Here is a 13,299-nt window from a genome sequence, read left to right on the forward strand (position 1 = left end):
CGGAATGCTGTATTACGGAAGGGTAGGATCGAATAGAGGGATATTGGCTGATATCGGAGTTAACGTAAAGGGTACATGCAAGTTAACTGTTGAACAGGGTTAATCCAAAAAGCAGGCCACGAAAATTATGAAAACAGCGTTAAAAAACGAGGTGGCGCCACTTCCTCCCAATCCCTTGAAAATCTGCATAAGTTCCCCACATCAGTGGATAAAATAGAGGGGTAAATACTGGCCTTTTATCGCGGTTTTACGGTCATAATTGGATAAATTTGCAGCCTTCACGTTCCGCCTTCAGTGGCGGTAAAAAAACGGATCAAAAAATACAGGAAAGCAAGTATGGAAGAGAATCTTATACCACAAGAAACGAATGACCAGAACCGGATCGTTCCTGTCAACATCGAAGAACAGATGAAAACAGCCTACATCGACTACTCCATGTCGGTAATCGTAGGCCGTGCATTACCGGATGCGCGCGACGGTTTCAAACCCGTTCACCGCCGCATTCTGTATGCCATGAATGATCTGGGGCTTCATTTCAACAAGCCACATAAGAAATCTGCCCGTGTTGTAGGGGAAGTGTTGGGTAAATATCACCCGCACGGTGATAGCTCTGTATACGATGCCATGGTGAGAATGGCTCAGGAATGGAGCATGCGCTATACGCTGGTAGATGGTCAGGGTAACTTCGGTAGCCAGGATGGTGATCAGCCGGCCGCTATGCGTTATACCGAGGTGCGCCTTCAACGTGCAGCCGAAAGCATGCTCGAAGATATCGAGAAAGACACTGTAGATTTCCAGCTCAACTTCGACGACTCTCTCAAAGAACCAACTGTGCTGCCTACACGCTTACCCAACCTGCTCCTCAACGGATCGAGCGGTATCGCCGTAGGTATGGCCACCAACATGATGCCCCATAACCTCTCCGAGGTAATCGACGGCTGTGTGGCGTATATAGATAAACGCGATATCACGGTAGACGAAATAATGCAGTACATCAAAGCGCCCGACTTCCCAACCGGCGGTATCATCTACGGTATGGAAGGCATCAAATCCGGCATGCATACCGGTCGTGGAAGGGTAGTGCTCCGTGGACGTGTTCATGTAGACACCAAATCGAGCGGCCGCGAACAGATCATCATCACCGAAGTGCCTTACCAGGTAAACCGCGATTCACTCTGCGACCGCATCGGTCAGCTGGTGAACGAAAAAGTGCTGGAAGGCATCGCTCACGTGAACAACGAATCGAACAATAAGGAAGGCACCCGTATCGTACTCGACCTCAAACGCGATGCGATCTCCAACGTGGTGATCAATCAGCTCTATAAATACACCGAGCTGCAAACCTCTTACGGTATCAATAACGTGGCGCTGGTGAAAGGCCGCCCGCGTACGCTCAGCATTCTGGAGATCATTTCCGAATTCATCGAGTTCCGTCACGAAGTGGTGGTTCGCCGTACTAAATTCGAACTCAAAGAAGCCCAGAAGAAAGCGCATATTCTGCAGGGTTATCTCATCGCTCTCGATCACCTCGACGAAGTGATTGCTCTCATCCGCGCCTCTGCAACACCTGAGATCGCCAAAGAAGGACTCGTAAATGCAGGATGGGGCCTCGACGAAATTCAGGCAAAAGCCATCCTCGAACTCCGCCTCCAGCGTTTAACAGGCATGGAGCGTGAGAAGATCAAGGAAGAATACGACGAACTGATGAAGTTGATCAATTATCTCACAGAACTCCTTGGCAACGAAGGAATGAGATACGACGTAATTAAGAACGAACTCATCGAGGTAAAAGATAAATTCGGCGACGAACGCAGAACCGAGATCACTTTCCTCGACGACGAAGTAAGCATCAAAGACCTCATCAAAGAAGAAGATGTGGTGATCACCATCTCACATCTCGGATATATCAAACGTACACCGGCATCCGAATTCCGCGCTCAGCGCCGCGGCGGCCGTGGCGTACAGGGAGGCAAAACCCGCGAAGAAGATTATATCGAACACCTCTTCGTGGCAAGCACCCACCATACCATGCTCTTCTTCACCGAAAAAGGAAGAGTTTACTGGCTCAACGTTTATCAGATCCCCGATGGTGAGAAAACCGGAAAGGGCAGAGCCATTCAGAACATGATCCAGATTGCACCAGACGATAAGGTTCGTGCAATTATCGACGTGAAAGACTTCGCCGACAAGGATTATGTGAATGAGCATAATATTGTACTTTGTACCAAGCGGGGCATCATCAAGAAAACAGCCCTCGAAGATTTCAGCCGCCCACGTTCAACCGGTGTGAACGCAATTACCATCAACGAAGGCGACATGCTGCTCGAAGCAAGGCTCACAGACGGTAAGAGCGAAATCATGATGGCCGTGAAGAGCGGAAGAGCCATCCGTTTCCCCGAAGAAAAAGTAAGAGCAACCGGTCGTGGCGCCATTGGTGTGGCAGGTATCGAGGTAGACGACAACAATGATGAAGTGATTGGTATGATTTGTGTTAATAGTGCAGACACAACCCATACAGTATTGGTTGTGAGTGAAAAAGGATACGGAAAGAGAACACAGGTAGAAGAGTATCGTATCACTAACCGTGGCGGTAAAGGGGTGAAAACCATCAGTGTAACCGAAAAAACAGGCTCACTGGTAGGTATTCTCAATGTAACCGAGAAAGAAGATCTGATGATCACCTGTAAGAGCGGTATCATAATCCGCATGCCGGTTTCCGGCATCAGCGAACTGGGCCGCGCCACACAGGGTGTGAAACTGATCAGAGTGGAAGATGGCGACGAAATCGCAGCTATCACCAGTCTCGATGAAATCGACAACGAAGAAACACCCAATGGAGAGGAAGTAACTGAAGGAGCAGAAGGCGTTTCAACAGCAGAAGGAACAACCGAAGCAGCTGCTTCCGGTGAGGAACCTGCAACCGGAGAAGCCGATACTGCATCTGAAGAATCAGCAGAAACACCGGAATAATTCATCAACCGATAACAGTCTCACCAAAGACACAGAAAACCTCTTATACTATTAAATAAATAAGCAAACAATGAAAAAAGTATTGCTGTTAGCGTTGCTCGCCACACCAGGATTGGGTTTGTATGCGCAGAAGCTGGACAAAGCGAAGGATTATCTGACGAAGAAAAAGCTCACTGAAGCTAAAACTGAGATCGACAATGTTCTCACCGTAGATAAGAATCAGTCGAATTCAGAAGCATGGTATACCAAGGCAAAGATCTATGTTGCCATCGCCAATGATTCAACGCTCCGCAGTGCAACACCCGATGCACGTGAAGTTTCTTTCGAGGCGCTGAAGAAGTATATGGAAATGGAAGAGGCCCGTGAAAAAGATGCTACCAAAAGAAACCTGCTGCTGACAATGGATAACAGCCAGCCGCTGCTCGATCTGTACAGTGGTTACTCATCTGCAGGTGCTACCTTCTATAATGCAGGCAACTTCAACGATGCGCTCGCCAACTTCAAAAAATGCCTCGGCATTTTCGATTTCATGAGCAGCAAAAAGTTGACTAACCTCTCGCTCGATACCACTACAACCCTGTATGCAGGTATCTCTGCTGAGAAAGCAAGCAAACCCGATGAAGCAGCTGTATTCTACGGAAAAATCGCTGACGCGAAAGCAAAAGGCGAAGGATTTGCCGAGCTCTACAAATGGCTGGCAGATTACTACCGTCAGAAAAGTGATATCGCTACCGCTCAGAAATATTCTGCACTCGGAAGAGAAGTATATCCCGGAGATTCTTTCTGGACTGGCTTTGAACTGGAAATGCTTCGCGAGAAGGGTTCCAAAGAAGAGCTGTTCAAAAAGTACGACCAGGTGCTGACCGAAGATCCCAATAACCACCTGTTCCTCTTCAACTATGCTGTTGAAGTATATCAGGAAGGTTACAATCAGGATGCTACCAAACGTCCGGCTAACTCAAAAGAGCTGATCGCTAAAGCATCTGATCTCATCAAAAAATGCCTGACGCTGAAACCTGATTATCCCAATGCAAACATGGTAATGGGACAGATCATCTACAACCAGGGTGTTGATATTAACAATGAGAACAAAGCGATCCGTCCGCAAGGCGGCGTAAAACTCTCTGCTGATCAACTGAAAAAGAAAGAAGAACTTCGCGCACAGGTAGTAACCAAATTCGACGAAGCAGCTCCTTACTTTGAGAAAGTAGCATCAGCGCTGGAAGCTCAGGGCAAACTGAAAATGGATGATAAAGACATCCTGAAAAACTCTCTCGATCTGATGATCACCATCAACGAAGAGAAAGTAAGCCAGCTGGAGCAGAAAAAGAATGCAGCTGAAGCTAAGAAGAACGCAGCTGAGGTAAAGAACCTCGATGCAGAGATCAAAAAGCTGTCGGACAAAACCAACGAATACACTGAGAAGTTCAACAACGTAGACCGTAAGCACTAATCAGGTATAACGATAAATTTTAATGGAAAAACCTCTGAAGTTTCAGGGGTTTTTTCTATATTGGGCAGTATCGTAACCCCTTATCATACCCAAATAACCAATGCTGCCCGCATGTCAACATCATCAAACGATCTGCTGCTGATTCTATTTGTTTTGGTAACCGTACCATGTTTTGCTTACTGGATGGGTTATCGGAAAGGTGAGAAATCCGGAGAGTTGAAAGTGTATAAGAATCTGCAGGAAAAAGAGGAAGGATAATCCCGAATCAGGGTGTAAATAATTGAGGTCAGTTCTTATGGACTGACCTTTTTGTTTGTGCTGGAGAACAGGTGTTTGATGGAAGATCGATCGCTGAATGCCCTGAAATGACAACAATATACAATGGGCACGATGAATACAGGCAGCCAGCAAAATGGAAATTCCAGCAAACCGATATTGGGTTGTTTAAAGCCGAACTGCTGAATGGGCAAGGGGGACGACAATATCGCCATCAGAACGATGGCAGTGAGTGAAATCATTCCAATCAGGTTCCAGATCAGAAACGCATTCCCGCGAAATGATTGACCGGTTCTCCAAAACCGGAGTAACAGAAACAACGCGGAAAGCCCGAACAGGATATCGAAATTCCAACCTTCAAAAGTCATGAGTAAAGGAATCTTCTTCTGTTGATACAAACTATACAATACCAGTTCAACGGGTACACGCAGTGCATGAATGCCCAGCAGCAAACCAACCGATATGGCGGGGAACCGGAGTTTTCTGTAACAAAAGATGGTGAGTAAGATAGTGGCCAGCATCAATAACGGAAAAAATACCGGCTTGATTTTGAAAAGTCCGGTTGCACAGATGCTGCCTGTAAGAGCCAGCCAGAGCAATGCGTACAACAGAAGTGTATTGTTTCTTCCGGCAATCTGGTAAAAGAGCAACAGTATTATCGGGGCAATCAGGGAGATCGTAAGTGCAGCACTCATCTGCATAGGTTTGAATCATCAAAGCTACTGATGAAAGAGACAATTGTTATTGGTAGATCAGATACTGCTGGGATTGGGTGTTTTCACGGGGTTGAATTATGATCTGTTTTAATATGTTTGTAGCGACATTATCATTCTTAAGAAGCCGGTTCCGGGAAACAGGGCCTGGGAACTGAACTTCTGAGAATAGGTAGGATTCACGTAAGCCGGGTTGTGGAAACGCAACCCGGCTTTGTTTATTTCATTATTGATTGGTGTTGTATCTAATTAATTGTTAACTTATTATGATGTTTTGTAAAAATTCTGATTGAATAAATGATAGAATTATCGTAGGCTGTTTCTGACTATTTAGGGGCGATTTATGAGCCATATCAAATGCGTTTCTCTAAGGGCTAATGCGCTGACTTTAGCACTCAAACAATCATTTTCCAGGTCTTTAGAGGATGATTCCCGGCAATGAAAATCTATAAAAATGCCTACCAATTTGAAACCATTTCTACAGACAAATCGGATAGAAATTCGGGAACCAAATCACGGCTGAGGGAGTACAACTTACCGGCTTAATCAAAAACCTCAAGCGCCGGAGAATCCGATATACGGAACGTAGCCAGGGCAGGTTTGGAATATAGAATTCTACAAGGATTGCATTAGAGTTGTACCCGAATGGCGTGCTGGTTGTATGCAGAAACAGCTGCAGATTTCATGAAAACTTACTTGAAAACAAGCCGGAATAAGGTTAATTCATTTGGTAATAGTATCAGGCCGAAACAGGCTTCAGGACTGAATTTCAGGCTATTTCTCACCTCTTTCATTCAGCCCAGTTGTCATCATAATTGATATTATGTTAAATAGAATAAAAGCTAAAAACTCAACCATCCTATCTTTTCGTTTTGCCCCCCTGAAATCAGCCTTTACTGATTCAGGATCGTTTGCTCTTTTGAATATCAGGAACCACACCCTTGTGTAGATTTTCGTCAATTCCCTACCAATTTTTTAGTTCTAGAAAATCGAAAACCCGCATGAGTAACACAGCTTTTTAGCATGCATTCTCACCGGGCTTTCTGGCTCACCGAAAAAAAGAACTGATCAAATTATCCCCTGTATCTGAATCTAAAATCCATTTGATCAGTCCTGTTTGTCTATCTGTTCTGCTACAGGAATTTTTAAAGCGGGTTTCATAAAATATGGTCTCATCTCATGTGGCTATGTTGATTTCGTTCTGGCTCCACCCGGATAGTTCAGAAATCTACTCCCGGACCTCACTGATTTGTAGTGCTGCCAATGACCAGTTTCCCGGCCACCGGCAGTCTTGTTTGTAACCCCTCAGAGCCTTAATTCTAATGCTTCAGTGTTTGAATTCCCCGAATTCTCTATTTGATTTGATCTTCTTGCGAAATCCGGTGCGGATGCTGGCATTCTCATTATTCCGGAACCTGCTATCACTAATGCCGGCAGCAGCAAATAAGTGAGTTCTATTATGGTAATCATATGTGTTATTTTGTTATATGAGTGGGTTGATTTGATTCTCTGATTTGTGATCTGCTTCATATTTCCTCCTTCCTAAAACTGAATCCTGTACAAAATATCCGGGAAGAAACCGATCTGATTCACCTGGCCAACCCGGTTTTGCGCCCTGTTGTACCGTTGTGTAAACACATTATCCCTGTTACTCACATTCTGCAGATCGAGGTAAATGGTTTGTGAGATCTTCCTTTTGGTATTGTTGAGTCGGAATCCAACCCGTACATCGGCTCTGAAATAATCTGAAAACCGCTGTGCATTGAAATTGCGCTCATCGAGCTTTTCAACCCCTGCCAGTCTGGATACTTCGAGGTCTACCGGTGTGTAGTACCTGCCACCGGCACTGGTGAGTTTAAGGTCGGCTGTAAAGGCATTCTTCCCTGTTTTCCCGATCTTCCATTCCTTTCCCGCCAGCACATTTGCTACGAGTTTATTGTTGAATGTTGAGTTGCGCTCAATTCCATCACTTCCTTTATAGCGGGCATCGAACAGCGAAGCTGTTGTAAGCAAATAATATCCCCGGCTGAAAAATTTCTCGATCGTCAGCTCTAACCCTACATTGGTTCCCGTGCCTTTGCTTACCAGCCCTGCTTTATCGGGGAATGTGAAATCTGCACCTGCATTCAGGATGGAAAACCCGCTGGGCGTAGCTTCCACCGGCGCATCGAAGATGGATTGATAATAGGCTTCTGCTTTCAGCCTCCAATCCTTCGCAAAGTTCCAGTCGTAACCAAGTACGTAGTGATGTGCTTTGGTGAGATCGAGGTCCAGATTGCTTTGGTCATAACTGCCATCCGCTTTCTTTTGCTGGAACAGATAAACCGGCAGCGGTTGTTCCTGACTGTGAAGGCCATAACTGAATGTGATGGTTTTAGTTCCATCTATCGCATAACTCAGCGATGCCCGTGGCTCAATCGCGGATGTCTGGTTTAAGCCATAATAAATTCCATGCACCCCTGCATTAAGTGCCAGTTTCTCACTGAACCTGAATCTGCCCTGCACATAAGGCTGAAAAAGCACGGCGCTTCCATTGTAATCGCGGAGGCGACGCCAGTCTGGTGTTTCTTCGCGGCTATCGCGGTAGGTATCCAGCGACTCCACCTCGGCCAGTAATCCTCCCCTGATGGTAAACCTGCTGCTGAGTTTGGAGTTGAGGTAGGTGGATATGCGGAACTGATTATCGGTAGAACTCTGATTTGCTGTATGAATTCTATCTGCTTGTTTTTCAGGATACTTATAGAGATCACCTTCTGTATTGGTGTATGAATAAGATACCACGGATCTGAGATAACTTTTGGTGCCCAGGTCGAGGGTATGTTTCAATCCTACAATCGCCATCCGCGACTTGAAATAAGTGTCTTCATCTGTGTTTGCCCAGAAATCTGTAGAGTCCAGATCCTTGCCGATGAAGTCGATGCTGCTGATGCCCGCCATTCCAAACAGATTGAACTTTCCCAGTTTGGATGGAGCGAAATTGAAATTGAACACTACATCCTGATACTTAGGAACGGCATCGGTTCCTACATTGAAACCCATCGATTGGCCGATCTGTGCAAAGGAGTACCGGTATCCTACGAGGTACGATGATCCGTTTTTCTTCTTGCTCAACGGTCCTTCGATCATGGCTTCCAGTCCGCTGAACAGATTGAGTTGAAGTGTCTTCTCCGTTTTATCTTTATTTCCGGTTCTGAGCGAAAGATCAAAAACAGCTCCTGTGGCATTGCCATATTCTGCAGAGAATGCACCGGTGTAAAAGTCCGAGGTTTTCAGTGCATTTGTGTTGAGTGCGCTAACCGGCCCACCCGTTGTTCCCAATGCTGCAAAGTGATTGGGATTCGGAATGGGGATGCCTTCCATGCGCCACAGAACTGCGGTGGGTGAATTGCCCCTCACCACAATATCGTTTCGCGAGTCGTTGGTGGTGGCCACTCCTGCAAAATTGCTCACCAGTCGCGAAGGGTCGTTTCTTCCCCCGGCATACCGCGTTACTTCTTCCATGGAGAAAGACCTGGCACTGCTTCCCGCAAATTCATTCGAGGCCATGCCTTTTCGTACGCGCCTGCCGGTTATGGTCACTTCGTTGAGGGCGCTGATCTGCTGATCCATGGGAATATCCAGCACCACCTGTTTTCCCACGGTTACCAGAATCTCCGGAATGGTGATGGTTTTGTAGCCCACACTTGTAAACGATAATTGCTGTCTGCCCAGCGGTACATTTTTGAGTACATACCTGCCGCTGGAATCCGTACGTGTTGCGGTGTTGGTGCCTGCAAGCTGAACCGTAACGTTGGCCAGTGGCCGCTCCGAGGCCTTGTCGATAACCGTTCCACTGACGGTCTGTGTATTGCTCTGAGCCGCTGCTTCGGTATTGGCCAGCAAGAACGCAACAAGCAGCCAAAGCAGTGATCGGAATCTTTTCATAGTAAGATGTTTGATGGTTTGTGAATCAAAATTCTTACTGGGAAAGCCGATGGAAAACTGAAGTATATGAGGAAGGAAAACCCTGCGACCATCAGACTGATTCTGTAGACAACAGGTTTTGACGAGGATGTTTATTGATTTGTGCGCTCATCCGGAGTATCATTTTTCAATGTTCCGGGCGCGATGCGTTTGAAGAACTCATCCCGGTAACTATCACTCACCGGAATGATATGCTGCTCGATATAGATCCGGTTCTTCCGAACCGAATTCACGCGATCAAGCGAAATTATATACGATTTATGCACCCGCATGAACGCCCGCAGCGGCAGTTTTTCCGAGATGCTTTTCATGCTCATTCTCGTAATCACTGGCCTCGGTTGCTGATGCAGATGTATCTTGATATAATCTTTCAACCCTTCCACAAAACTGATCTCCCTCACATTGATGCGTACCAGATTGTACTCCACATTCACAAAGAAAAATGCAGCGTACACATTTTCATCGTTGTTGTTAGTTGATTGGAGATCAGCGGTATTAACCGCAGGTACTTCAACTTTTTCTGAATTGTCCGGCTGCTGCCTGGCATTTTCGGTTGAAGGAGTCAGTTGCACCTGATCCGCTGGTGTGGATGATGCAGGTTTCTCTCCGGCGCTCCCCTGCTGGATGCTCGCTGCCTGCTTCATGGAATGCCAGCTTGCCGCCTTGTTCACCGCTTTTACGAACCGCTCGAAAGGCACCGGCTTCACCAGATAATCCAGCACATCGAGATCGAAGCCATCGAGTGCATACTTTTTATATGCCGTTACGAAGATCACCATCGGACGATGCGAAGCAAGGCTCTCCAGAAACTGCACGCCTGTAAGGCCGGGCATCTGAATATCCAGAAAAATAAGGTCGATCCGCTCCCGCTGCATCACGCTCAATGCTTCAAAAGCATTGGAACATCTGGCCACGAGATGCAAAAAAGGTATCCGCCGGATATTGTCTTCCAGCAGATCCAACGAAAGCATTTCATCATCAACAGCCAGGCACCGGATCATGCATTTGTATTTTTAAGGATGCATTGTAATAAACGCCATTGCTTACCATATTCAGCATATGCCGGTTGGGATAGAGCAGGCCGAGACGGCGTTTCAGATTGGTGAGACCGATCCCCGAAGTTTTGTCCTTTGCTTCGGAGCCCTGCCGGTTGAACTTGTTCTGCACCATCAGCAGCACTTCGTCTTTGATCACTTTCAGTTGCACGATTATTTCCGGGTCTTCGATCATGCCTACTCCATGTTTGAAGGCATTTTCCACCAGCGGAATCAGCAGCATCGGTTCGATGGCAAAATCTTCCGGCGGCTGCTCCGCCTCGAAACTGATGCGCACGTGATGCCCGAATCTCAGGGTCTGCAGATCGATATAACTTTGCAGATAATCGATCTCGCGCTGAATGCTCACCTTCTCTTCATCGGACTCGTACAACATATAATGCATGAGGTTAGAAAGCTCCATCAGTGCGGGTTCCAGCTTATCCGACTTCTTCCTTGCCAGCGATACCATGCTGTTGAGGGTATTGAACATAAAGTGAGGACTCACCTGCGAGCGCAGAAATCCCAGTTCGGTGCGAAGGTTTTCCGATTGCAGCCGCTGTTCGCGCACAACATAGGTGATCAGCAGAAAACTGGTGCCCGTTGCCATCACGGCAATGGCTATCAGAAACTTCATGATCATGCCTGCCATCAGGTTCTGATACTCGAACTTTCCCTCGATGGCACAGTGAATGTATGCGCTCGACACTGCCAGTGCAATGCAAAGCACTACGATCGACAAAAGGTAGGTCTTCACCTTTTTCTTCAGAAAATACTTCGGATACAGATAATACACCATCAGGTAAAAAATGCCGATCTGCATAATGGTGAACGGCATTTTCCCTAACGACATATAGGAGTCTGGCCTGTACCCTTCTTTCAAAGGCATCAGTACCAGTGGTATGGCAATGCTTGGCACCCATAGTATGGTGTGCAGCAAAATATTAATGCGTTTATTCGACAACATCGGATGGAAAGAGAATGATTGCAATAAAATTACTGCTTCCCCTCCATCCTCTATAGTGATATGTGCCGCGCAGATGTAATGTTGCGACGAATGGCAGCTTTGTGCCGACCAACGGGCGGGCGCGAATTATTCGCGCACCCACATGATCTTTTCTTCTACCGCACCAGGTGTTCTCACGGCAGATGGCACACGGGCATATCCGAGATTGAAAAAGCCCATCAGCTTATCATCCGCTTCCAGATTGAACAGCGATTTCGCCTGCTCATAGAATGTAATGCCTCCCGTGCTCCAGTACCCGCCGATTCCATAAGCTGTGGCGGTGAGATAAATATTCTGCACTGCACAGGCTACTGCCGCGATCTCTTCCATTTCAGGAATATCCGCGTGGCGCTTCATTCCGATGGCAATTACATGAGAGCAAAGCATTGGTGTGATCAGCAACGAATCGTACCTGCCCTGTTTGAATTTGGTACCGGCATGCGCTTTGTATATAGCAGCCTGCTGGTCAGCCAGTTTCTGAAGGCCATTTCCGGAAAATACGGTAAAGCGCCATGGCTCTGTGAGTTTATGGTTGGGCGCCTGGTTGGCGTTGAAGAGCAGTTGATAAATGATCTCGTCAGGAATAACCTTGCCTGGTTCAAACTGGGATGTAAATGTGCTTCTGCGCTTTTCGATGATCTCATTGATCACCTGCACCTGAGATGTCTGTTCCATAGAGCCGTTCATATTTTTCATTTGTGCGCAAAGATAGGTTTATCTTTGCCGCCTTAATCCACCAATCAATGATGTTAAAAGTAGGTATTCTGGGCGGCGGCCAATTGGGAAGAATGTTGCTCCAGGCAGCAGCTAATTATCCGGTCGAAACTTTTGTGATGGAAAATGATCCCGATTGCCCTTCAGCTCATCTCTGCCATCATTTTACAAAAGGTGATATCAGAAATTACGACGATGTATTCAATTTCGGTAAAGGCCTCGATGCCCTCACCATCGAAATCGAATCTGTAAACGAAGAAGCCCTCGAAGCCCTCGAAGCACAGGGTGTGAAGATCTATCCAAAACCTTCCGCACTTCGTACCATTAAGAATAAGATTCTGCAAAAGGAATTTTACAAGGAGAATCAGATCCCCTCACCTGATTTTAAAGTAACACAGAATATTGCCGATCTGAAGCAACATGCCGATATGCTGCCTGCCGTAAATAAAATAGGTATGGGAGGATATGATGGCAAAGGCGTTCAGGTGATCCGCAACACCAGCGACTTTGAAAAAGGATTTGATGCTCCCGGTGTGCTGGAGAAAATGGTGAACATCCATAAAGAGATCGCGCAGATCGTTGCCATCAATGAAAAAGGCGAGACTGCCCTCTATCCTACTGTGGATATGGTGATGGATCCCAATCTCAACCTGCTCGATTATCAGCTGAGCCCTGCAGACCTTCCCCAGCAAACCGCCTGGAGAGTGGAAGCCATCGCACTTGCAGTGGTGAAAGCACTGAAAAGTCCCGGCATCTTTGCTGTTGAACTCTTCGTCGACAAAGATGGCAATGTACTGGTAAATGAAACCGCCCCCCGCGTGCACAACAGCGGCCACCATACCATCGAAGCCAATTACAGTTCGCAGTTCGATATGCTCTGGCGCGTGATACTCGGTTACCCTCTCGGCAATACCGACCATATTCTGCCTGCCGCTATCGTAAATCTTGTAGGCGCCGAAGGATATAGCGGCGAAGCAATATATGATGGACTGGATGAGGTTTTGAAGATGGAAAACGTTTTTGTACATATCTACGGAAAAAAAGAAACCAAGCCCGGCCGCAAGATGGGACACGTCACCATCGTCTCAAAAGACAGGCAGGACCTCAGTTTCAAGGCTCATCGTATTAAAAACATATTAAAAGTGATTGCTTAACTGAGACCCCCTGCTG

Annotated in this window: 9 protein-coding genes; 4 read left to right on the forward strand and 5 right to left on the reverse strand. The window is 46.7% G+C overall.

Annotation, left to right across the window (positions count from 1 at the left end):
* Positions 1 to 336: 336 nt before the first annotated feature.
* The 3 genes from gyrA to HHL16_RS23850 all read left to right on the forward strand — a co-directional run bounded on the left by gyrA (position 337) and on the right by HHL16_RS23850 (position 4,681).
* On the forward strand, positions 337 to 2,970 hold the full coding sequence (gene gyrA / locus HHL16_RS23840) for a DNA gyrase subunit A (protein WP_169427839.1): 2,634 nt from the start codon (positions 337 to 339) through the stop codon (positions 2,968 to 2,970).
* 70 nt (positions 2,971 to 3,040) lie between these two features.
* Positions 3,041 to 4,423 (forward strand): hypothetical protein, encoded by a 1,383-nt coding sequence (locus tag HHL16_RS23845; protein WP_169427840.1) that lies wholly within the window; start codon positions 3,041 to 3,043, stop codon positions 4,421 to 4,423.
* A gap of 111 nt (positions 4,424 to 4,534) precedes the next feature.
* Positions 4,535 to 4,681, forward strand: coding sequence for a hypothetical protein (locus HHL16_RS23850; RefSeq protein WP_169427841.1), 147 nt, complete (start codon positions 4,535 to 4,537; stop codon positions 4,679 to 4,681).
* A gap of 35 nt (positions 4,682 to 4,716) precedes the next feature.
* Here HHL16_RS23850 and HHL16_RS23855 read toward each other — a convergent pair whose 3' ends face one another.
* From HHL16_RS23855 to HHL16_RS23875, 5 genes are all read right to left on the reverse strand, one after another.
* Positions 4,717 to 5,394 (reverse strand): hypothetical protein, encoded by a 678-nt coding sequence (locus HHL16_RS23855; protein ID WP_169427842.1) that lies wholly within the window; start codon positions 5,392 to 5,394, stop codon positions 4,717 to 4,719.
* A 1,560-nt stretch (positions 5,395 to 6,954) separates the two neighbouring features.
* Complete coding sequence (locus HHL16_RS23860; RefSeq protein WP_169427843.1) at positions 6,955 to 9,336, reverse strand: TonB-dependent receptor; 2,382 nt, start codon at positions 9,334 to 9,336, stop codon at positions 6,955 to 6,957.
* Positions 9,337 to 9,467: 131 nt separating this feature from the next.
* Complete coding sequence (locus HHL16_RS23865) at positions 9,468 to 10,376, reverse strand: response regulator transcription factor (protein WP_169427844.1); 909 nt, start codon at positions 10,374 to 10,376, stop codon at positions 9,468 to 9,470.
* A complete protein-coding gene (locus tag HHL16_RS23870; RefSeq protein ID WP_169427845.1) occupies positions 10,354 to 11,349 on the reverse strand; it encodes a histidine kinase in 996 nt (331 codons plus the stop codon). The genes HHL16_RS23865 and HHL16_RS23870 overlap by 23 nt, the downstream gene beginning before the upstream one ends.
* A 153-nt stretch (positions 11,350 to 11,502) precedes the next feature.
* A complete protein-coding gene (locus HHL16_RS23875) occupies positions 11,503 to 12,090 on the reverse strand; it encodes a nitroreductase (protein WP_169427846.1) in 588 nt (195 codons plus the stop codon).
* 68 nt (positions 12,091 to 12,158) lie between these two features.
* On the opposite strand from HHL16_RS23875, the gene HHL16_RS23880 reads away from it, so the two are divergent.
* The gene (locus HHL16_RS23880; protein ID WP_240966300.1) at positions 12,159 to 13,283 is read left to right on the forward strand and encodes a 5-(carboxyamino)imidazole ribonucleotide synthase; all 1,125 of its coding nucleotides are present in this window, start codon (positions 12,159 to 12,161) and stop codon (positions 13,281 to 13,283) included.
* The last annotated feature ends 16 nt before the right edge of the window (positions 13,284 to 13,299 follow it).

It is taken from the genome of Pseudoflavitalea sp. G-6-1-2 (assembly GCF_012927185.1).
Lineage (GTDB): Bacteria > Bacteroidota > Bacteroidia > Chitinophagales > Chitinophagaceae > Pseudobacter.

Coding starts and splice junctions, on each gene's coding strand:
- HHL16_RS23855 (WP_169427842.1), bottom strand. CDS start 5,394: ATGAGTGCTGCACTTACGATCTCCCTGATTGCCCCGATAATACTGTTG.
- HHL16_RS23850 (WP_169427841.1), top strand. CDS start 4,535: ATGTCAACATCATCAAACGATCTGCTGCTGATTCTATTTGTTTTGGTA.
- HHL16_RS23845 (WP_169427840.1), top strand. CDS start 3,041: ATGAAAAAAGTATTGCTGTTAGCGTTGCTCGCCACACCAGGATTGGGT.
- HHL16_RS23860 (WP_169427843.1), bottom strand. CDS start 9,336: ATGAAAAGATTCCGATCACTGCTTTGGCTGCTTGTTGCGTTCTTGCTG.
- HHL16_RS23880 (WP_240966300.1), top strand. CDS start 12,159: ATGATGTTAAAAGTAGGTATTCTGGGCGGCGGCCAATTGGGAAGAATG.
- HHL16_RS23875 (WP_169427846.1), bottom strand. CDS start 12,090: ATGGAACAGACATCTCAGGTGCAGGTGATCAATGAGATCATCGAAAAG.
- gyrA (WP_169427839.1), top strand. CDS start 337: ATGGAAGAGAATCTTATACCACAAGAAACGAATGACCAGAACCGGATC.
- HHL16_RS23865 (WP_169427844.1), bottom strand. CDS start 10,376: ATGATCCGGTGCCTGGCTGTTGATGATGAAATGCTTTCGTTGGATCTG.